Here is an 18484-nt window from a genome sequence, read left to right as displayed (position 1 = left end):
GATATTTAACGATCTACAGGAATGCTAAAATGGCTTGCTCGGAAAGTTTAGATATCTCTCCTGCTTGAACTCCCCAATATTTAAGAATTTTTTCTTTACTTTTCTGATCCATCTTCATGCCCCATTTTCAAAAAGACTTTTTTCCCCTTCCTATTAGGGGATTCCGCTTCTACTACTGCTTCCCGTACGTTTAACAAATCAAAATATATTTCCGGCATTGTAATTTTTAGACGTTGCTCCTTGACGAAGTTCATTATTTGATGAAATTTTTCTTGCCAATCATATGGCGATACTTGCTTGTTCCAATGGCGAAGGTGAAATAATTTAACATTGACTGCCGTCCGTTTTGAAACTTCCTGCCACTGAATTGGAATTCCCGATAAAAGCCCAATCGCTAAATAGTTTCCATGAGGTTGCAAACAATCAACTAACTGGGTACCCTCTATACCTCCAATTGAATCAATTGCTGCACTCACCCCACGCCCACTCGTTATTTCCATTACCGATTCCTTAAGTGAGGAGCAAGATGTATCGATTACATGTGCTGCACCTAGTTGAAGGAGCTCCTGTGTATCATTCGAATTCCTCGTAACCGCTATAAATTGAAAGCCAAATATCATCGATAGCTGAGCAAAAATCCGTCCAATTGCAGAACCAGCCGCATTCATAAGTAAAACATCCCCGGATCCCAAACATAAAACTTCCTGACAAATCACCAAAGCTGTTAATGGGTTGATATATAATTGGGCCGCAGTTTGATCGTTAATAGATGGCGGAATCGGTACCAACCATTCGGACGGAACCTTTACAAAATCCTGCCACGTCCCATCACCTCTTAATGGGAGAACCCGCTTCCCTAATAGATTTTGAGATACAGATGTACCTACTTCCTCCACAACCCCTACTCCCTCATACCCAGGCACCATTGGCAATGAAATACGATGAGAATACGAGCCTCTTACCGGAATTAAATCGGAAGGATTAATCGGACTCAGCAACATCCGAACGAGAACTTCCCCCTCTGCCGGCGGATTAACTCTTCTATTCACCACATAAAGAACGTCCTCTGGTTTTCCAAACTCATGACAAATCACACTTTTTGCTTTCAACACTCATGTCTCCTTAAAAAAGTACTATTCTCTTATTCTATAAAAAAAGCGTTACTTCCTCCATGAAGCAACGCAATTCATTTATGATTTTTTAAATTCTTGCAGCATATACACATAGCTGCTGATAAAAATGAGAGTAAAAATAATCATTGAGCCTGTAGAGAAAAAATCTCTTTGCCCTCTATCCGTAATCAAATGGATCAACATTCCCAGAAAATAATTGGCACTAGTAATTAATAAAGCAATCATGATGCCGGCTAGAATCGCTTTAAAATGATGAAAATAATTTTCCATAACACTCGATTCCTTTCTTTGCTCTACATATCAAATGACAAATTCACTGGTTCATCCAGCAATTCATAAGCCATTTCAATATTCGTCGTTGGTGTTTTTTCATCAACTACCTCAAACTTACATTGATCTAACCAAACATGACCTCGTCCAGAAAGTATGACGCCAAAAGCGATAACTGCACTATTTTCAGGGATATCAAGCACAATGGAATATAGATTCCAATTGGTATCCTTTACAATCGGACGATTACTCATATTATCAAATTGCAGGACATCACCCGCCGCATTGTCTATTCTCATCCATAATCCGCAATATCCATCTACCTTTTCAGATTTGACAAAGGCAGAAAATTTAAGCCTTTGTCCAATGTATTTTTTTGCTTTAAACTGCTGCATCATTGTTGCAAATTCTTCAATGGTTGCCACTGACCTTGATCGGATATAACCTGAAGCTTTTCCTTGGTGGACATTTTTTGTATCTAGCCCCATCTCGTAATTATGCGGACTCGTTCCTGTAAGAAACCAACCTTTTATTTCTTGTTTTTGTTGTTCCATGTTTTCTCCTCCATTTTTATTCAAAATAATATTCATTGCTCTCCTATATTCCCCTGGTGGCATATGGTATAACTTTTTAAATGCACGTGTAAATGCTTCAGGTGCCCCAAAGCCAAAATAAAAAGCTATATTAATAATCGATTCATTCGTATCTATTAACATTCTTGCAGAATTGGTCAATCTTCTTATTCGAATATAGTCACCTATCGTCATACCAACTTCATTCTGGAAGACTCTTAAAAAATGAAATTTTGAAAATCCACAAACACTAGCTACTAAATCAATCGAAAGCGGACGGTGTAAGTTTTCCTCAATATAATCAATAGCTTTCTGAATAATTTGCTGGTATTTCAAGTTTTGCACCTCCCTTATTCATAGAGTACTAAATATTTTCTTTCCCTTCTTGACTTTTATTGCTAATTTTGTAAAATCTTCAATCAAATTTCGTATAGCTTGTCCACTAGTGGCAAAACTCAACTGCTAGCTTTTACACCTAATAAAGGATTCCAGAGGTTTTTACGCAGTTTTCGGTTCTATCCTCGTGAAATGAAAGGAGGCACCTATACGGGTCGGTGTTTTTTTCCTTCACGTTAATCAAACTCGCATTTTGGTTACCTTGGACAACCATTTTCTCACTTCGCGGTAACCAATCTTGCTCTTTCGTTACCCTGCACACTCATTTTCCTCCTTCTCGGTCACTAAACGCTTCCTTTCGTTACCCGGGACAACCGTTTTACTCCTTCTCGGTAACTAAACACTATTTTCGTTACCTTGGACAACCATTTTCCTCCTTCTCGGTAACCAATCTCGCTCTTTCGTTACCCTGCACACTCATTTTCCTCCTTCTCGGTCACTAAACGCTTCCTTTCGTTACCCGGGACAACCGTTTTACTCCTTCTCGGTAACCAATCTCGCTCTTTCGTTACCTTGAACACTCTGCTTCTTCTTTTAAGGTAATCAAACTCACTCTTTCCTCCTTCACAGGATTTCCACTCACTCTTTAGTACCGCTTATTAAATCAAACTTAACTTAAATAGCAACAATGTGGGAGAAAAGAGCCAAATATAAAAATTTCGGTTGACCTCATGGTGTATTAAACATATAATACACACATAGTGTATGAACTACGTAATACATACACATCAGACAGGAGGAGTTATAGATGAAAGTGTTGACTGTAAAGAATCTTAGCAAAGTATATAAAGGGAATATTGATTACGAAGCTCTCCGTCAAATTGACCTTTCCATTAATGAAGGGGAATTTGTTGGAATTATGGGCCCTTCTGGGAGTGGAAAGACGACTTTATTAAATATGATTTCAACGATTGATCGACCTACCTCCGGGGAAATTCAGATTGCTGGGGAGAATCCTTTTCAATTATCCCATAAAAAACTAGCTATTTTCCGCAGACGTGAATTGGGCTTTGTCTTCCAATCATTTAATCTTCTTCCCACTTTAACTGTAAAGGAGAATATTGTTCTTCCCCTTACACTTGATGGGGTCGATCTAAATGAAATGAATACAAAGGTGAATACATTTGCCGAAAAACTAGGGATTACAGCTATTTTAAATAAACGGACATATGAAATATCAGGTGGGCAAGCCCAACGAACTGCCATTGCACGTGCCTTGATCAACCATCCGAAGCTAATTTTGGCAGATGAGCCTACTGGAAATCTCGATTCGAAGGCGGCAAAAGATGTCATGGAGCTTTTAGAAAAGCTGAACAACGAAGAAAAATCTACCATGTTACTTGTTACACATGATGCATTAGCAGCTAGCTACTGTGATCGTGTCATCTTTATAAAAGATGGACAACTCGATCACGAAATTCAAGCGAGTCATAATCGCTCTGATTTCTATCAAAAAATAATTGAAAGGCTATCAATTCTAGGGGGGACATCAAATGAACATGCGACAATTCGCAACTAATAACGTTCTCCGTAATAAGCGAACCTATTTAGCTCATTTCCTAAGTAGTGCTTTCTCGGTCATGATCTTTTTCATCTATGCCATGCTCTTATTTCATCCTGATTTACAGGGAGAGCTTAAAGCAACTAGCCCAATGATTGCCTCATTAGGATCAATGGGGATTAAAACTGCGCAAGTGATTATTTTCATTTTTTCATTTTTCTTTTTGCTATACTCTGTCAGTGCCTTTTTAAAACTACGAAAAAAAGAGTTTGGTATTCTAATGATTCTTGGAATGTCTAGGAAGCAATTTCATCGCCTGCTTTTCGTTGAAAATATGATCATTGGATTTGCCTCTATTATTGTGGGAATTGTTGTAGGGATTGTTTTTTCGAAGCTTCTTTTAATTATCTGTGCACATATTCTTGCTATTCAAGCTGGCTTGAAATTTTACTTGCCTCTAAAAGCAGCTTTCATGACTGCTGGAGCATTTCTCTTACTCTTTCTTTTGATTTCATTATTCACTTCTAGAGTGATTCGCAAAGGAACAGTAGTGGAACTAGTAAAATCAGAAGAGAAGCCAAAGCCTGAACCAAAGGCTTCCCCATGGCTATCTTTTCTTGCTGTACTGTGCCTTGTTTTAGGATATGGGATGGTCCTTTGGTTTGCCATCATGCAGGTTTTTTCATTTAAGTTATTACTCTCTGGAGTTGCCCTAACAATTGTAGGAACCTACTTTTTATTTACACAGTTCAGTGTCTATACCATCCACAACTTAAAGAAAAAAGAAAAGTTCTTTTTTAAGAAAACAAATATGTTAACTATTTCGGAATTAATGTATCGAATAAAGGATAATGCAGTGATGTTTTTCTTAGTAGCTGTCATTTCTGCATCAGCATTTACTGGAATCGGAACATGCTTAGCGCTAGGAAACTCAGGTTTGTCCGAAATGACCAATCCTTATGCATTCAGCTACACATCTACAGATGAAAAAACTGAAAAGCAAAAGGTTCAACAGATTGAAACAGAACTAAAGAAAGGAGATTTTCCATTTAAAATAGGATCTTACACACCCCTTTTCTCTTCAAATGGGGTAACTCTTATAAAGCTAAGTGATTATAATTCTTTGGCTAAAGCACTAGGCTACCAGACAGAAACTGTGAAAAAGAATGAAGCGATATTTACACCTACATCTGTCACTCAGAAAAATGCTTGGAGAATTAAGGGACAAAAACTCAAACAATTAGATGTTGAAAAAGGGGATTTTTCCACCACATTTTCAGTCAAAAAGACATTGCCTTATATCGTATTACCTAATATTGGCGACAACACAGCCGTTGTAGCTGATGAAATATATGAGAAGTTTTCCCGTCTCGAGAAGGAAGAAGAATCCTATTACTTTAAAGAAATTAGATTCGTTGTAAAAGATTGGCCAAAGACCAAGGAAGTAGCACAAAAATTAAATAAAGAGATGGATGATTATGGATTTAGTGCACTTGTGTTAAACTGGTTATATTCCAAGCAAGAGAATGGACTATTATTCATATTAAGCGGTTTAATCGGAATCGTGTTCTTTACTTTTGCAGCAAGCTTCATCTATTTCCGTCTTTATGCAGATTTAAACCGAGATGAACAGCAATATCGTATGATTTCAAAGGTTGGTTTGAGTAGAAAAGAAATGAAACAGATTATTTCACGGCAGTTAGTACTGTTATTTTTCTTGCCCTTTGTCATGGCCCTTATCCATAGCTCTGTTGCCTTTTTTGCCTTGCAAAGACTAGTAGACTTTTCAGTATTGAAATCATCATTAATGATCTTTATTGCATTTTTATCAGCACAGATCATTTACTTTTTTATAGCTCGTTGGCGTTATTTGAAGCATTTATATAAAGAAGTAATGTAAGAGCAAAAACACCGTTCCCTTATTGGAACGGTGTTTCTCTATTATCGTTGGTTCATCCAGTTGATAAAATTATCAACAACTAAATCAATAAACTTAACTGTTGGTTCATGTGTTAGATTCCCTGATTCATCAATTTTTTCATGAACAGCACCTACGTATACTTCGTTTCCTGGAAGTAAAGGAGATCCTACACCTGGACAGAATAAAATATCACGTAAATGTTGTTGAGCGCGTACTGTACCTAAAGCTCCCATTGTTGCACCCATGATCCAAGATGGTTTCCCAATCATGACTTTTTCCACACGAGATAACCAATCAATCGCATTCTTTAACACACCTGGAATAGAATAATTGAATTCAGGAGTTACCCAAAGGACTGCATCGGCTTCAGCTACTTTTCCTTTAAATTCAGTAACAACCTCTGGGGGATTCATCTCAATATCTTGATCATAATGTGGTAGATCCTTAATATTTAGTATTTCAAGGTCAAAGCGTTCTGCATATCTTGTTTGTATATATTTTGCTAGTTTTAAATTATATGATTCCTTACGAATACTTCCAACGATTGCAACTATTTTCATGTCTTTTCCCTCCAATTATTTAAAATAGTTGATATATCAACTATTAATTCGTCTCAAACCATATTAAAGTTCAGCCACATTCTCACGAACTTTTGTCAAAAGTCTTTGTAATTGAATGACTTCTTCCTCAGTCATCCCCTTACTTATTGTGTTAATAATATTCTGGTTAATCGGGATAACTTCTTTCCCAAGCATTTTTCCCTTTTCAGTGAGAAACACTTCAATCGAGCGTCGATCCTTTTGGCAAATTGTTCGATGAATGTAACCTTTCTTTTCAAGAGTAACAATCATTCTAGCAACACTTGATTTATCCTTATTTAACCTTAAGGCAATCTCATTTTGAGATACTCCCTCTTGTTCCCAAAGAATAGCCATAATTAAATTTTGTTCCGATGTTAACTGGAAATCCGCAAGCTTTTTATTCACAAAGCTAGTAATTTCTAAATCAACCGAATGAATGAATACACCTAAATTATTTAATGGTTCATATTTCAAATAGATCACCCTAATTAGTTGACATATCAACGATTTACAAAATCTATTTTACAAAAAGGGATAATCCATTGTCAATCAAGTCAGCTCAAATGACTTAATTTCCTGCAACATATACGTGGCAAATTCCTTTAGTAATATATCATTCACTCCAAATCCACTAAATTTTGGATTTATATATTGAGATAGAGCCTTTGAAATTAATTCTTTATATTCATGAGGAACCATTTTCTCTCCCCATTCACCGCCTTCTTTTTTAGAAGAGACTACACCCTCTGATAAATAATAAAGCACTCTACATAGATTAAGTATATAGTACACGGGATTATAGATAATTTCTTGAACCGAATTGTCAATATCAAAAACAATTGATTGAATATAATAGCTTCGATCGATCTTCTTAAAGACAGATTTCACTGGTTTTCCTAAAAGACAGATTCCCCTTTCATAGGTAACAACAAGATGCGCTGCCAGATCCGGATCAACGGTATCCCCACAAAGATAATCAGGATCTTGTAAATATCTATCCCTATGTACCTGTGAATAATGTAGCTCAAATGGTGAAGGATGCTTGAAATCGATGATATCTTTTTCTACTAAAACACTCATCTCTAGGTTATAGTCCTCCAATTGCAAAATATCTTGAATAAGCCCCTTCTTTTTCTCCTTAGAAAGTTTCTCTTTCACAATAACTAAAATATCTACATCACTTTTTTGAGGTTGAAAACACCCCATTGCTAGTGATCCATGTAAATAAACTCCTATTAAATTTGACTTTAGATGCCTCTCGAATAGCGAACAAACCTTATCCAAAAATTGTTCAACCACCGGATTTCCCCCTTCCATTTTTAAGACTATTCTAATTTTTTATGATATAAAAAAAGGGATGACTCGTCAAAGTAAGTAGTCCCTTTTTATGCATTTGTTTATTCATACATTACGATATCTTTAAATCACATAGAAAACTTAACGTCGAGAAAAGTGGGATGCTATTCATGTATTCATTTGAGGATATTTTGAAAAAGAATCGGATGATATAAAATTAGTGAATTGACGATGACGAATCAGCAGGATTCCGATGAATTCCGTATAAGAAATATCGAGTGAATCTTAGATTTTAAAGATACTATGTATTTGTAAAGGAGGGAAATGAATGTTACAGGAATTCAATCACTTAATGGATTATATAGAAACGCATTTAACAGAGGATATTTCTGGTAAAGAGATATCAAAAATTGTAGGACTATCTGATTATCATTTTAAGAGAATGTTTTCGTATATGGCTGGAATGTCATTGAGTGAATATATCAAAAACAGAAGGCTATCAGTTGCAAATGTTGAATTAATTAACGGAGCAAAAGTGACAGATATTGCCTATAAATATGGCTATCAATCAATCGAAGGATTTTCAAGAGCCTTTCGTGAATGGAGTGGTTTTTTACCTTCAGAAGTAGCTAAAAACAAAATTCAAAAATCATTTCCCAAATTTTCATTTTATATCGATATAAGAGGAGGAAAATCTATGGAATTCAAAATCGAAAAGAAAGAGAAATTTAATATAGTAGGTGTTTCAAAAAAAGTGCCCATTCAATTCGAAGGTGAGAATAAAGCTATCTTAGAACTCGCCCAGTCTATTTCCGATCAACAAAAAAAGGAAATGCACCAATTAGCCGATTTATATCCTCATCGAGTTTTGAATGTGTCTTATGATTTTGATGATGGCTACCTAGAGGAAAAAGGATCTTTAACTCATATGATTGGTTTTGCAACTACAAAAGAAAATCCATTTGATCATTTAGAGCAAATTACAATTGAAGAAAGTTTATGGGCAATCTTCCCTAATCAAGGTCCATTTCCTACTACACTTCAAGAAACTACTGCAAAAATTTACTCTGAATGGCTGCCTTCTTCAGATTATAAATTAGTAGAACTACCTGGAATTTCTTTCACAGAGTACAATAGTACATCGGAAAATGTATATTGTGAAATTTGGATAGCAGTAAAGAAAAAAAGTTAAAGAATCACGCAAATTATATTTACAAAAAATTACACATTAAAATCTAAAAAGGTTGGGATTCTTTTCCTTTAGGTCTCAACCTTATTTGTACTAATTTTGCTTTTATATTTTCTCATATAATCGAAAAGTCGTCCCTTTTTCATATATTAGAACTTGTCTACGGCACTTCGTAGCTTCTTAAGAGACTCACCTTAAGTAGAAAGAATTTAAATGGGTAATGACAAGGAAAAACTTGTTAAACTGAGTCCGTTTCGTAAACTTTGTATAAAAACAGTAGGGACTGTCACTGTGGTAATGCCCGACAGTCCCATTTAAATTAGTTATTCTGAACAATCTCTTGGATCTGTTCTTTGATATTTTCATTCGTGTATCCGCCATGATAACAAATAACAGATTGAATATCATAGTCTAGAAATTTACTGAGAGAATGTATAGCCGTTTCCATATCTGGTGTATTTCGCGGAACGGGACCATTGATAGCTCCATTATTTAAGACCATGGCATCTCCCACGACAAGCGTCTTACTTTCATTAAGATATAAACTAATATGTCCCGGAGTATGGCCAGGAGTAAAAATGACTTGGATTCCACCAAAAAAGGACAGTTCCTGCCCATCCACAAGCGTATGGTCGACCTTCGCTTTCGGAGGATTCATATATAAAGCTTGCATCGAAGGCGGAAGCGTCTCCCATACCTCTTTACTTATTTTAGTAGGGTCTGCCTTCATCATATGCTTAGTTCCTTCGATATAAGGTTTGTCTAACTCATGTGCATATACTTCAATTTTCCCTTGTGATTCCTGAAGGATTTCTGGAAGACTGCCAATATGATCAATATCCTGGTGTGTCAAAATGACCGCTTTCAGCTTTTCAAAAGGTACTCCCACTTGTTGCATTGCAGCCTTTATAGCTGAAAGCTGACCTGGCATTCCTGTATCCACCAATATCGCCATTTCATCATCCCATAGGAGTGTTGGATTGATCTTAAAACCTTCAATATTGAGTTCAATCATTTCTACGTGATCAGCTACTTTCATTTCTCTTCCTCCTTCATATGTAATGCTTTATCAGAATATCCTAATTGCGTAAAAAAATGAAGAAAGCAAAACAAAAAATTTTTATCAATTATTTTGATGCGATTTTAACACTTCCTTGCCAAATTCCAAACACTCCTTACAGATTGAGACACTAGGCCCTACTGCTAGCTCACCGATCTCCGCTCGACTTCTATTACAAAACGAGCAAACATCTGTGTAAGTTGCACCAGTTGCTTCTGAATTTTCTAACTGAAATAACTGTTTATAAACTGGACTTAGCTCGCTCCATACATCGAATTGATTATTATCTAGGTCATAAAAAACAAAGTTCCTTCCAGTATGCCCTCTATCCTCAATCTCCCCCACCTTCATTCCTTTTTGGACGAAAGATTCATGTAAGGCTTCCAATGCTTGTAGACCATTTACCTCAAAAGTAACAGAAAAACGTTCATGACCGTAGTAATCAATGAAATTAGCAGTTTGATTTTCTAATGAATTAACAAGAAAAAAGCTTTGATTGGCAAAGTTCAATATCGCTTTGTCCTGATCTTTATAACTTAACTCCGCCCCTAAATTATTCATATACCATTCAGTGGATTGCTCTACATTTGATACGGGTATATACATCGTCCCTACTCTAATTAATGATTCTTTCATCTTCTCATCTCTCCTTTTATGAATTTAAATGTTTTCTATATTTCAACCAATCTTTTCGTTTTACTATCCAATAGAAAATAGTGGGTCGATTGAGGAAAAGTATTTGTCTTTTTAAATCCAAATGAAACATAAAATTCATCCGCTGGATAAGTATCCGTACGAAGAACAACGACTTTAAAAAATCCCCTCGCATAGCTTAGAATTTCTTGCAAAAGAAGATTACCTACCCCTTGCCTTCGAAACGATTTGCTTACATAAAATCTTCTTATACGCCCAATATTTTTATCATTTGAGTAAGGGTCAATAGTTAATCCACCAATTCCAATTAACTCTCCATTTTTATGAAATGCCCCAAAAATCCCTTCACCTGGTTGGTTAAAAATATTCGCCCCACTTCTATATTCTTCTAAAAGTTTGTTTAAAAATCGAAAACCATCTTGTTTACTTTCTAGAATTAAATCGGATATTTCGTGATTGAGTAAGTGATCAATAGGCCTGATCTTAATAGTAATGATGATCGCCTCCACAACTTCCAATTCGACACACGCAAAACCTTTGATTCGATTATTTGTAAGGTTATTGTCAAACCTCTCCTTTACAAAAACGTAATGCATCACTACTTTGCGCATCATTTTTCCACATTTTCATTTGATCGCCGACAGCTATAGTAAATTCCGCAAATGCCGTGCCTTTAGCCGTGATGATATTATCTAACACCTCAATATTGTTCCCCGTATAAGTAGCTCCTTCGAATACCTCACTAAAATGAGTAAACGTATTGTCTGTACAGGTAAACTTTTTTCCTTTTAGTAAACCAGCCTTTCCTAGTAAAGTAGCAGCAGCACATATGGTTGCAATAGGAGTTCCTTTTAAATGAGCATTCTGTAAAAACCCAGATAACAATGAATCATTTATGATTGTCTCAATTCCATCCCCGCCTGAGATAAGTACTAGATCATAATCCTCTACTTTCGCTTCTGCTAATGTTATTTGTAGTGTCGTGATTAATCCCCCAACACTTTCTACATGTTTTCCATCGACAGTTGCAGTAATTACTTTGACTTTTCCAACCTTTCTTAAGAAAAACAATGTATGAGCGATCTCAAAATCTGCATACAGGGGATACGCGATAAAGAGAATATTTCTCATTCAATACCTCCATGAAAAAATATTAAATAAGTTTTTTCGTACTCTTTCTATAACGGATTCCTATAAAAACTAGTAAGATTTTTACTCTATTAGAAAAAGCAACAAAGTTTTTTTGCGCTTTAAGTTACAGAAGCTTTCCCTTTTCTTCATACCAACGTACCATTCTCCACTTGCCATCTAATTCTTTCCGCCAAACTTCCAAAGATAACCCCTTCATCATCTTGTCTTCTTGTTTAAATATCACCTCATAAGAAACAGCCGCTTGTATTTCTGTTTGAGGTACGATCGCTAAACCTGAATAAATAAATTTTATGTTTTTTCCTTTATAGAATTCTGCAGCTTCCTTATTTCCTGCTCTTATCTGCTCTGCATTATAATGCTCAACTTCTCCCATATGAGGAATATACAGCATGCCCTGAAAATCATCAGAATACATAGTGTTCATTTCTTCGTATGAACCCATAGAAAAATTTTCATGTAGCTGCATCATTCTATAAATTTGATTTGCAACTTCGGATTCAATGCACAAAAAAATCACCCGTTTCTTTTAAAAATGGTTATTAAATATATTAATTTTTCAATCTATTGAGTAAAATAGAGACAGTTCACTAGGTTGGGAATGATCATTTATGATAGATTTGTTTTATTATAATTGGCAAGTTCGAGATGATTGGTTTCAATGGTGTGAAAATATTTCTCATGAGGAATTAACTTTCATGCGTAATGGTGGTATGGGTAGTTTCTTAAAAACTTTATTTCATGTGATTGATTGTGAGCAGTTATGGATTCATCAAATGCAGGGAACATCAGTATTGAAAAAGGAATTTAATTCTTTCTCGACGCTTGAGGAGGTTAGTGAATTCTCTCAATCTACCAGAATGATTACCAAAAACTTTCTTATGAATTGGAATAAAGAACAAGAGGATAAACTCCTTTATATCACAAGAAAAGATGGCTCGGTTCTATCCTTTCCATATGGGAAAGTTATCAGACACCTTATTTCACATGAAATTCATCATATTGGGCAACTTTCTATTTGGTCCCGGGAACTTGGTCTTAAACCGGTAAATTCTGACTTAATCATTAGAGAATATATTTAATATTGATGAGGCTGTTTAATAAGGAAAAGACGAAACAGCCCCTTTTTTTTTCCTTTATTATAATGACAGACTTAGGATTAATTGCTCTCCCATCTTTCCAGGTCTTCTACGCCCTGTATCAATATACCCGACTCTTTCATACACTTTTTGAGCATGTACATTTAGTTTATTAACCGATAAAACAATTTCATCACAATTGGGAAATTCTCGATTAATAAAAATCGGTAATTGCTCTAGTCCTTTTTTAGCATAACCTTTTCCCTGCTGTGAATGATTGACTGAAAAAGCAGTTAATAGCATTGCATTCGGATTATCTGTATATTCCTTCACTCTATCACTAGTATGCAACACAAAAAATCCAACAGGAACATGATTACTTACAATCATGATTGGATGACGTTCATGAGAAATTTCAAGCATTTCAATTGGTAACGCAGTAAAACGTACTTGTTCTTCAGGTAAATGATAATCAGTTATCAAGTCATACCATTCAGATTGATAAAACTGTAATTCAACCTTATCCACTGTAATCATATATAGCTCCTCCAATTGGAATATTCAATTGAATTATACCAAAACAGAACGTATGTTTGCAACAGTTTAGGAGGATAATTTAGAAACTTTTGATTTTAGTAATTCAAAGAGACCTTCCGGAACTAATCGAGACTCCTTTTGAAAATCTGATAAAGGCTTCCACATAACATCAAATTCAATCCCATTATCTTCTTTTCCTTTAAATATTGAAAGATTATAATAGGAGGAATCAATAAAGTCAGCTGCATATACTTGAACAATTTCATGACCTAGATCACCATCATACGTAAATATATTTTCTAACGTACCTAAGAGTTTTAAATGACAGATGTCTGCACCAATTTCTTCCTTAACTTCTCGTATGACTGCATCCGAACTCCTTTCTCCATACTCAATACCTCCTCCAACTGGACGATAAAAATAATTTCCTGTTTTCGGATCAATCCCTTCCGATACTAGAATTGAATCACCTTTTTGAAAAATACAAATCGCTAAAGGTCGAATGATTCCCTTTCTCATGCAAAAAACCCCCAATCTCTAGAATATTATCAATTCAACTTTTGCATGAGAAAATCCTTTTTTATCTGAAATAAAATTTCTAGTACTTCATCTTTCTTATGAAAAATAAACAAATTCTGCTTCAATCATAGCTTTTATCTGAGTTTGCCCTGTTTGAATGGGAGTTCCTTCACTTTTTGCAAATAACGCTACATGGAAAGGTGATGTTGAGGGGGCCGAAGATATTTCAGTGATTTTTACTGGAATGTAATAAAAGGATATGGCTAATTGCTTCGTAATTGTTGCTGCCTTTTGCTGGGCATCCTTTAACGCTAGGGACAAAGCTTGATGGTAATATGCCTCTGGTTGGGCTAATGTAAATTGAATATATGCTATCATATTAGCCCCATTTTGCACGGCTACATCTATAACATTCCCTGTTAAATTAATCTCTTTAATTATTACCTTAATGAGATGTGTAACTTTATAACCCTGCCTGATTATTTTTCCATTTTCATTTTCATATTGGACATCGATACGGTAATCAACAGTTTTTATCTCTTCATTGGCTATTCCCATTTGTAAAATTGCCTGTATAATTCTTGACATCACTCTTGTATTTTCTGACTGTGCTGTACTGACATCTTTATTTTCTGTCACTACACCTAATGTGACCTCACCCATATCCGGTTGAGCGTTCACCAATCCTTCACCCGAAACCTTCATAAGATGTTTTTGCTTTCGATAAATTTGTGAATCTCTTGCTGAAACATGTGGATAATTTTGTTTTCTATTCACATTATCCCCCCTTTTAAATACTAAGTCTTATGAATTTGCTGTGAGAGATATTCACTACAATGAAAAAAATTATATTTATCCACAGTTATGTTAATCTCGGTGATTTAAGATGTGTCTTAAAACTGGTGGGTGAGACACATTTTTGAGGATTTGGATTCATTATGTGTCTTAAGACCGGCGAATGAGACACATTTTCTGGTGTTTAGTCACATTATGTGTCTTAGGACTGACGGATGAAACACATTTTTTGGGGTTTGGACAGATTATGTGTTTTAAGACAGGTGGTGAGACACATTTTTGAGGATTTGGGCACTTTATGTGTCTTAACACCTGCGAGTGAGACACATTTTTTAGGGTTTAGTCACATTATGTGTCTTATCACTGATGGGTGAAACACATTATTGAAGTTTTGAATTCATAGTGTGTGTTAAGCCCAGCGCGTGAGACACATTTTTTGGGGTTTGCATTCATTATGTGTTTTAACTCTAGGAATGAAACATATTTTTATAGATTTTTTAATACTTTATTTGCTTTACTATGAGACTATGAAGGATTTTGGAAAAATAAAAACCTCTACTTTTTTAAAATGTACCCTATAAGATGGACACTTAAAAAAAGTCCTCCTTATGGGGTACTTTTATTTATAATGAAAGAAATAGTTAATGGGGCGGATGAAAATGTCGAAAATATTATTTACAGATCAAGAACAGAAATTATTGATGAAACATCCTTATGTAAAAGCTGTTAGTGAAAAAGCAATTACTTACACTGATGAATTTAAAGCATTAGCTATTAAAGAGTATGAAGAAGGAAAATTTCCACGTCAAATATTTGAAGATGCAGGATTTGATATTGAAATCGTTGGGACTGAACGAGCGAGTTCATCTTTAAAGAGATGGCGTAAAGCTTATAAAGAAAATGGTGTAGCTGGGCTTGAAGACACTCGAAAATACCATTCTGGACGACCACTTGAACGTGAATTAAGTTTAGAAGAAAAATATGCACGATTAGAAGCACAAAACGCCTTATTACGTGCAGAAAATGAACTGCTAAAAAGATCGATCTAGCAGAAAGGATGTTGGTGAAGAAAAGGAAAAACTAACAGCTGAACAGAAATTTGAATTGATCCAATTGGTCATTAAAAATATAACTTAAAGCGGATGGTGAGCTATCTTTGTGAACTAGTTGGTGTCTCTCGATCAGGTTATTATCGTTATTTTTCAGAAGAAGCACAACTTAATAGACAGGCTCGTGATGAGGGCAGACGAAAAAGTAAAGAAAATCATTTTAAAAGCTTATAATTTTCGTCGTCGTAAGAAAGGCGCACGTCAAATCAAGATGACCTTAGAAAAGAAGTATCAAATTACATATAACCTAAAACGAATTCGTCGTATCATGAAAAATTCCAAATCATTTGCCCAATTCGAAAAGCAAACCCATATCGAAGAATGGCAAAAGCAACAAAAGAACATAGAACTTTACCGAACCTATTAAACCGCGAATTTAAGCAAGGAACCGCTAGAAAAGTATTATTAACAGACATTACATATTTAAGTTATGGAAAAGGAAAACGTGCCTACTTGTCCACTATAAAAGATGCCGAAACCAATGAAATCTTAGCATATGAGACATCAGATAAAATCACACTAGATATTGCGTTAAATACATTAAAGAAGTTGAAAAAGACTGGGATAAAGCTGGCCGAAGGCGCATTCATTCACTCAGATCAAGGGTTCCACTATACCAACCCCCAATTTCAAAAGATGGTAAAGAAAATGGGACTAGGGCAATCTATGTCACGTCGTGGAAACTGTTGGGATAATGCCCCACAAGAATCGTTCTTTGGACATTTTAAAGATGAAACGGATTTTAAAACGTGTGAATCATTAGAAGAAGTAAAAAGAGAGGTTCAGAGTTATATGACATATTACAATCATTACCGAGGTCAATGGAACTTAAAAAAGATGACACCTGCACAATACAGTCATCATCTTCTTCAAGTTGCCTAGTCTTTTTTTAAATGTCCTTTACAAAGGGTACACTTTATTTATGTAGAGGTTTTTATTTATGATTTTACGCGCCTTAGAGGATTCGAACCTCTGACCCACAGCTTAGAAGGCTGTTGCTCTATCCTGCTGAGCTAAAGGCGCATTTATTCTGGCGGAGAAAGAGGGATTTGAACCCTCGCGCCGGTTACCCGACCTACACCCTTAGCAGGGGCGCCTCTTCAGCCACTTGAGTATTTCTCCATATAAAAAATGGCTCCGCAGGTAGGATTCGAACCTACGACCGATCGGTTAACAGCCGATTGCTCTACCACTGAGCTACTGCGGAACAGGAATATTTATAGATGGTGGGCCTAAATGGACTCGAACCATCGACCTCACGCTTATCAGGCGTGCGCTCTAACCAGCTGAGCTATAGGCCCGTTATGAGTGATTATGTATGGAGCGGGTGATGAGAATCGAACTCACGACAACAGCTTGGAAGGCTGTAGTTTTACCACTAAACTACACCCGCAGATCTCTTATCTTGAAATAAAATATGGCTGGGCTAGCTGGATTCGAACCAACGAGTGACGGAGTCAAAGTCCGTTGCCTTACCACTTGGCTATAGCCCAATAAAATAGTATTAATAATGGGGCGGATGATGGGAATCGAACCCACGAATGTCGGAACCACAATCCGATGCGTTAACCACTTCGCCACATCCGCCATAAATGGTGGAGGGGGACGGATTCGAACCGCCGAACCCTGAGGGAGCGGATTTACAGTCCGCCGCGTTTAGCCACTTCGCTACCCCTCCACAAATGAAAAATGGTGCCGGCCAGAGGACTTGAACCCCCAACCTACTGATTACAAGTCAGTTGCTCTACCAATTGAGCTAGGCCGGCATTAATAAATTATTATCCCCAAAAAGAGATTAGTTGTAATGGTCGTCCAGCTTTCAGTTTGCTTATTCAAGCAGCGGTTCAAGCTGTACGCTGATGTATTTCAAAGTTGTTTATTCGGTCGTGCTCTACCAATTGAGCTAGGCCGGCAAACTATTATGTTATTATCCCCAAAAAGAGGAAAAGTATCAACATGATTAAATTTATCTTAATGGTGGCTCGGGACGGAATCGAACCGCCGACACATGGATTTTCAGTCCATTGCTCTACCGACTGAGCTACCGAGCCAATTATAAAATGGCGGTCCGGACGGGACTCGAACCCGCGACCTCCTGCGTGACAGGCAGGCATTCTAACCAACTGAACTACCGGACCAAAATTCTTTCAAGAATACTTGAAATGATTGCGGAGGCAGGATTTGAACCTGCGACCTTCGGGTTATGAGCCCGACGAGCTACCAGACTGCTCCACCCCGCGACGATATTATTAAAAATTTTTTTAAAGGAATATTTATGGCGGAGGAAGAGGGATTCGAACCCCCGCGCGGTGTAACCCGCCTGTCGGTTTTCAAGACCGATCCCTTCAGCCGGACTTGGGTATTCCTCCAAATAAATGGACCCTGTAGGACTCGAACCTACGACCGGACGGTTATGAGCCGTCTGCTCTAACCAGCTGAGCTAAGGGTCCTTTACTCCAAAAACATTAATAGCGGCGGAGGGGATCGAACCCCCGACCTTACGGGTATGAACCGTACGCTCTAGCCAGCTGAGCTACACCGCCATTTTAAAATTAATATGGAGCCTAGCGGGATCGAACCGCTGACCTCCTGCGTGCAAAGCAGGCGCTCTCCCAGCTGAGCTAAGGCCCCATGAAGTTTCCTGGTCGGGAAGACAGGATTCGAACCTGCGACCCCATGGTCCCAAACCATGTGCTCTACCAAGCTGAGCTACTTCCCGTTCA

The 18484-nt window shown here is 36.7% G+C and carries 17 protein-coding genes, 17 tRNA genes and 3 pseudogenes; 5 read left to right on the top strand and 32 right to left on the bottom strand.

Going from position 1 to position 18484, the window contains the following annotated elements:
- Window positions 1–95: 95 nt before the first annotated feature.
- From I5818_RS03125 to I5818_RS03115, 3 genes are all read right to left on the bottom strand, one after another.
- Window positions 96–1109 (bottom strand): zinc-dependent alcohol dehydrogenase family protein, encoded by a 1014-nt coding sequence (locus I5818_RS03125; RefSeq protein ID WP_078111171.1) that lies wholly within the window; start codon window positions 1107–1109, stop codon window positions 96–98.
- A gap of 81 nt (window positions 1110–1190) precedes the next feature.
- Entirely contained in the window at window positions 1191–1403 is a 213-nt protein-coding gene (locus tag I5818_RS03120; protein ID WP_078111172.1) for a hypothetical protein, read from the bottom strand.
- A 23-nt stretch (window positions 1404–1426) separates the two neighbouring features.
- Window positions 1427–2311, bottom strand: coding sequence for a helix-turn-helix domain-containing protein (locus I5818_RS03115; RefSeq protein WP_209391850.1), 885 nt, complete (start codon window positions 2309–2311; stop codon window positions 1427–1429).
- 808 nt (window positions 2312–3119) lie between these two features.
- On the opposite strand from I5818_RS03115, the gene I5818_RS03110 reads away from it, so the two are divergent.
- Entirely contained in the window at window positions 3120–3890 is a 771-nt protein-coding gene (locus I5818_RS03110; protein ID WP_078109298.1) for an ABC transporter ATP-binding protein, read from the top strand.
- Window positions 3865–5772 (top strand): FtsX-like permease family protein, encoded by a 1908-nt coding sequence (locus I5818_RS03105; protein ID WP_078109297.1) that lies wholly within the window; start codon window positions 3865–3867, stop codon window positions 5770–5772. The genes I5818_RS03110 and I5818_RS03105 overlap by 26 nt, the downstream gene beginning before the upstream one ends.
- A gap of 41 nt (window positions 5773–5813) precedes the next feature.
- Here the strand turns inward: I5818_RS03105 and I5818_RS03100 are convergent, their stop codons facing one another.
- From I5818_RS03100 to I5818_RS03090, 3 genes are all read right to left on the bottom strand, one after another.
- Entirely contained in the window at window positions 5814–6353 is a 540-nt protein-coding gene (locus I5818_RS03100) for an NADPH-dependent FMN reductase (RefSeq protein WP_071975037.1), read from the bottom strand.
- Window positions 6354–6416: 63 nt separating this feature from the next.
- Window positions 6417–6848, bottom strand: a complete 432-nt coding sequence (locus I5818_RS03095) for a MarR family winged helix-turn-helix transcriptional regulator (protein WP_071975038.1) — start codon at window positions 6846–6848, stop codon at window positions 6417–6419.
- 75 nt (window positions 6849–6923) lie between these two features.
- A complete protein-coding gene (locus tag I5818_RS03090) occupies window positions 6924–7673 on the bottom strand; it encodes an aminoglycoside adenylyltransferase domain-containing protein (protein ID WP_235849532.1) in 750 nt (249 codons plus the stop codon).
- Window positions 7674–7998: 325 nt separating this feature from the next.
- Between I5818_RS03090 and I5818_RS03085 the strand changes: the two genes are divergently transcribed.
- Window positions 7999–8862 carry an AraC family transcriptional regulator gene (locus I5818_RS03085; RefSeq protein ID WP_078109296.1) on the top strand — a complete coding sequence of 288 codons (864 nt, stop codon included), beginning with the start codon at window positions 7999–8001 and terminating at the stop codon, window positions 8860–8862.
- Window positions 8863–9178: 316 nt separating this feature from the next.
- Here the strand turns inward: I5818_RS03085 and I5818_RS03080 are convergent, their stop codons facing one another.
- The 6 genes and pseudogenes from I5818_RS03080 to I5818_RS03060 all read right to left on the bottom strand — a co-directional run bounded on the left by I5818_RS03080 (window position 9179) and on the right by I5818_RS03060 (window position 12233).
- Window positions 9179–9898, bottom strand: a complete 720-nt coding sequence (locus tag I5818_RS03080; RefSeq protein WP_078109295.1) for an MBL fold metallo-hydrolase — start codon at window positions 9896–9898, stop codon at window positions 9179–9181.
- An 84-nt stretch (window positions 9899–9982) separates the two neighbouring features.
- Window positions 9983–10096 (bottom strand): annotated as a pseudogene (locus tag I5818_RS25975) (ClpX C4-type zinc finger protein); the annotation flags it as partial.
- Between the two features lie 54 nt (window positions 10097–10150).
- A pseudogene (locus I5818_RS03075) lies at window positions 10151–10555 on the bottom strand (VOC family protein); the annotation flags it as partial.
- Between the two features lie 35 nt (window positions 10556–10590).
- Complete coding sequence (locus I5818_RS03070; protein WP_244975361.1) at window positions 10591–11187, bottom strand: GNAT family N-acetyltransferase; 597 nt, start codon at window positions 11185–11187, stop codon at window positions 10591–10593.
- On the bottom strand, window positions 11138–11704 hold the full coding sequence (locus I5818_RS03065; RefSeq protein WP_078109294.1) for a DJ-1/PfpI family protein: 567 nt from the start codon (window positions 11702–11704) through the stop codon (window positions 11138–11140). The genes I5818_RS03070 and I5818_RS03065 overlap by 50 nt, the downstream gene beginning before the upstream one ends.
- Before the next feature lie 124 nt (window positions 11705–11828).
- Window positions 11829–12233: a Cif family virulence factor gene (locus tag I5818_RS03060; protein ID WP_078109293.1), complete on the bottom strand. Its 405-nt coding sequence runs from the start codon at window positions 12231–12233 to the stop codon at window positions 11829–11831.
- Window positions 12234–12333: 100 nt separating this feature from the next.
- On the opposite strand from I5818_RS03060, the gene I5818_RS03055 reads away from it, so the two are divergent.
- Window positions 12334–12804, top strand: coding sequence for a DinB family protein (locus I5818_RS03055; protein ID WP_071975045.1), 471 nt, complete (start codon window positions 12334–12336; stop codon window positions 12802–12804).
- Between the two features lie 57 nt (window positions 12805–12861).
- Here I5818_RS03055 and I5818_RS03050 read toward each other — a convergent pair whose 3' ends face one another.
- The 3 genes from I5818_RS03050 to I5818_RS03040 all read right to left on the bottom strand — a co-directional run bounded on the left by I5818_RS03050 (window position 12862) and on the right by I5818_RS03040 (window position 14634).
- Window positions 12862–13338 carry a GNAT family N-acetyltransferase gene (locus I5818_RS03050; protein WP_071975046.1) on the bottom strand — a complete coding sequence of 159 codons (477 nt, stop codon included), beginning with the start codon at window positions 13336–13338 and terminating at the stop codon, window positions 12862–12864.
- Window positions 13339–13404: 66 nt separating this feature from the next.
- On the bottom strand, window positions 13405–13857 hold the full coding sequence (locus tag I5818_RS03045) for an NUDIX hydrolase (RefSeq protein ID WP_071975047.1): 453 nt from the start codon (window positions 13855–13857) through the stop codon (window positions 13405–13407).
- 96 nt (window positions 13858–13953) lie between these two features.
- Entirely contained in the window at window positions 13954–14634 is a 681-nt protein-coding gene (locus I5818_RS03040; protein WP_078109292.1) for an SIMPL domain-containing protein, read from the bottom strand.
- 677 nt (window positions 14635–15311) lie between these two features.
- Between I5818_RS03040 and I5818_RS03035 the strand changes: the two are divergent.
- A pseudogene (locus tag I5818_RS03035) lies at window positions 15312–16643 on the top strand (IS3 family transposase).
- 67 nt (window positions 16644–16710) lie between these two features.
- On the opposite strand, the gene I5818_RS03030 reads toward I5818_RS03035, so the two are convergent.
- From I5818_RS03030 to I5818_RS02950, 17 genes are all read right to left on the bottom strand, one after another.
- Window positions 16711–16784 (bottom strand) — tRNA-Arg (locus I5818_RS03030).
- A gap of 8 nt (window positions 16785–16792) precedes the next feature.
- Window positions 16793–16883: transfer RNA gene (locus tag I5818_RS03025), tRNA-Ser, on the bottom strand.
- 10 nt (window positions 16884–16893) lie between these two features.
- Window positions 16894–16968, bottom strand: a tRNA-Asn gene (locus tag I5818_RS03020).
- A 17-nt stretch (window positions 16969–16985) separates the two neighbouring features.
- A tRNA-Ile gene (locus tag I5818_RS03015) sits at window positions 16986–17062 on the bottom strand.
- Window positions 17063–17080: 18 nt separating this feature from the next.
- Window positions 17081–17154: transfer RNA gene (locus I5818_RS03010), tRNA-Gly, on the bottom strand.
- Between the two features lie 25 nt (window positions 17155–17179).
- A tRNA-Gln gene (locus I5818_RS03005) sits at window positions 17180–17254 on the bottom strand.
- An 18-nt stretch (window positions 17255–17272) separates the two neighbouring features.
- Window positions 17273–17348 (bottom strand) — tRNA-His (locus I5818_RS03000).
- Window positions 17349–17354: 6 nt separating this feature from the next.
- Window positions 17355–17439: transfer RNA gene (locus I5818_RS02995), tRNA-Tyr, on the bottom strand.
- Window positions 17440–17451: 12 nt separating this feature from the next.
- Window positions 17452–17527, bottom strand: a tRNA-Thr gene (locus tag I5818_RS02990).
- Between the two features lie 209 nt (window positions 17528–17736).
- Window positions 17737–17812: transfer RNA gene (locus tag I5818_RS02985), tRNA-Phe, on the bottom strand.
- A gap of 10 nt (window positions 17813–17822) precedes the next feature.
- Window positions 17823–17899 (bottom strand) — tRNA-Asp (locus I5818_RS02980).
- 28 nt (window positions 17900–17927) lie between these two features.
- Window positions 17928–18001, bottom strand: a tRNA-Met gene (locus tag I5818_RS02975).
- 36 nt (window positions 18002–18037) lie between these two features.
- Window positions 18038–18130 (bottom strand) — tRNA-Ser (locus I5818_RS02970).
- A gap of 7 nt (window positions 18131–18137) precedes the next feature.
- Window positions 18138–18211: transfer RNA gene (locus I5818_RS02965), tRNA-Ile, on the bottom strand.
- A 19-nt stretch (window positions 18212–18230) separates the two neighbouring features.
- A tRNA-Met gene (locus I5818_RS02960) sits at window positions 18231–18304 on the bottom strand.
- Between the two features lie 15 nt (window positions 18305–18319).
- Window positions 18320–18392 (bottom strand) — tRNA-Ala (locus tag I5818_RS02955).
- Window positions 18393–18403: 11 nt separating this feature from the next.
- Window positions 18404–18480: transfer RNA gene (locus I5818_RS02950), tRNA-Pro, on the bottom strand.
- Window positions 18481–18484: the final 4 nt, after the last annotated feature.

The organism is Heyndrickxia oleronia (genome assembly GCF_017809215.1).
In the GTDB taxonomy this organism is placed as follows: Bacteria; Bacillota; Bacilli; order Bacillales; family Bacillaceae_C; genus Heyndrickxia; species Heyndrickxia oleronia.
Note: the sequence above shows the minus strand (reverse complement) of the source record. Positions and strands in the feature narration are given on the sequence as shown.

Excerpts from the sequence above, each read along its gene's own strand:
- I5818_RS03050 (WP_071975046.1), bottom strand. The coding sequence starts at position 13,338 with ATGATTACAGTGGATAAGGTTGAATTACAGTTTTATCAATCTGAATGG.
- I5818_RS03120 (WP_078111172.1), bottom strand. The coding sequence starts at position 1,403 with ATGGAAAATTATTTTCATCATTTTAAAGCGATTCTAGCCGGCATCATG.
- I5818_RS03105 (WP_078109297.1), top strand. The coding sequence starts at position 3,865 with ATGAACATGCGACAATTCGCAACTAATAACGTTCTCCGTAATAAGCGA.
- I5818_RS03110 (WP_078109298.1), top strand. The coding sequence starts at position 3,120 with ATGAAAGTGTTGACTGTAAAGAATCTTAGCAAAGTATATAAAGGGAAT.
- I5818_RS03055 (WP_071975045.1), top strand. The coding sequence starts at position 12,334 with ATGATAGATTTGTTTTATTATAATTGGCAAGTTCGAGATGATTGGTTT.
- I5818_RS03070 (WP_244975361.1), bottom strand. The coding sequence starts at position 11,187 with ATGATGCGCAAAGTAGTGATGCATTACGTTTTTGTAAAGGAGAGGTTT.
- I5818_RS03045 (WP_071975047.1), bottom strand. The coding sequence starts at position 13,857 with ATGAGAAAGGGAATCATTCGACCTTTAGCGATTTGTATTTTTCAAAAA.
- I5818_RS03065 (WP_078109294.1), bottom strand. The coding sequence starts at position 11,704 with ATGAGAAATATTCTCTTTATCGCGTATCCCCTGTATGCAGATTTTGAG.
- I5818_RS03085 (WP_078109296.1), top strand. The coding sequence starts at position 7,999 with ATGTTACAGGAATTCAATCACTTAATGGATTATATAGAAACGCATTTA.
- I5818_RS03100 (WP_071975037.1), bottom strand. The coding sequence starts at position 6,353 with ATGAAAATAGTTGCAATCGTTGGAAGTATTCGTAAGGAATCATATAAT.
- I5818_RS03080 (WP_078109295.1), bottom strand. The coding sequence starts at position 9,898 with ATGAAAGTAGCTGATCACGTAGAAATGATTGAACTCAATATTGAAGGT.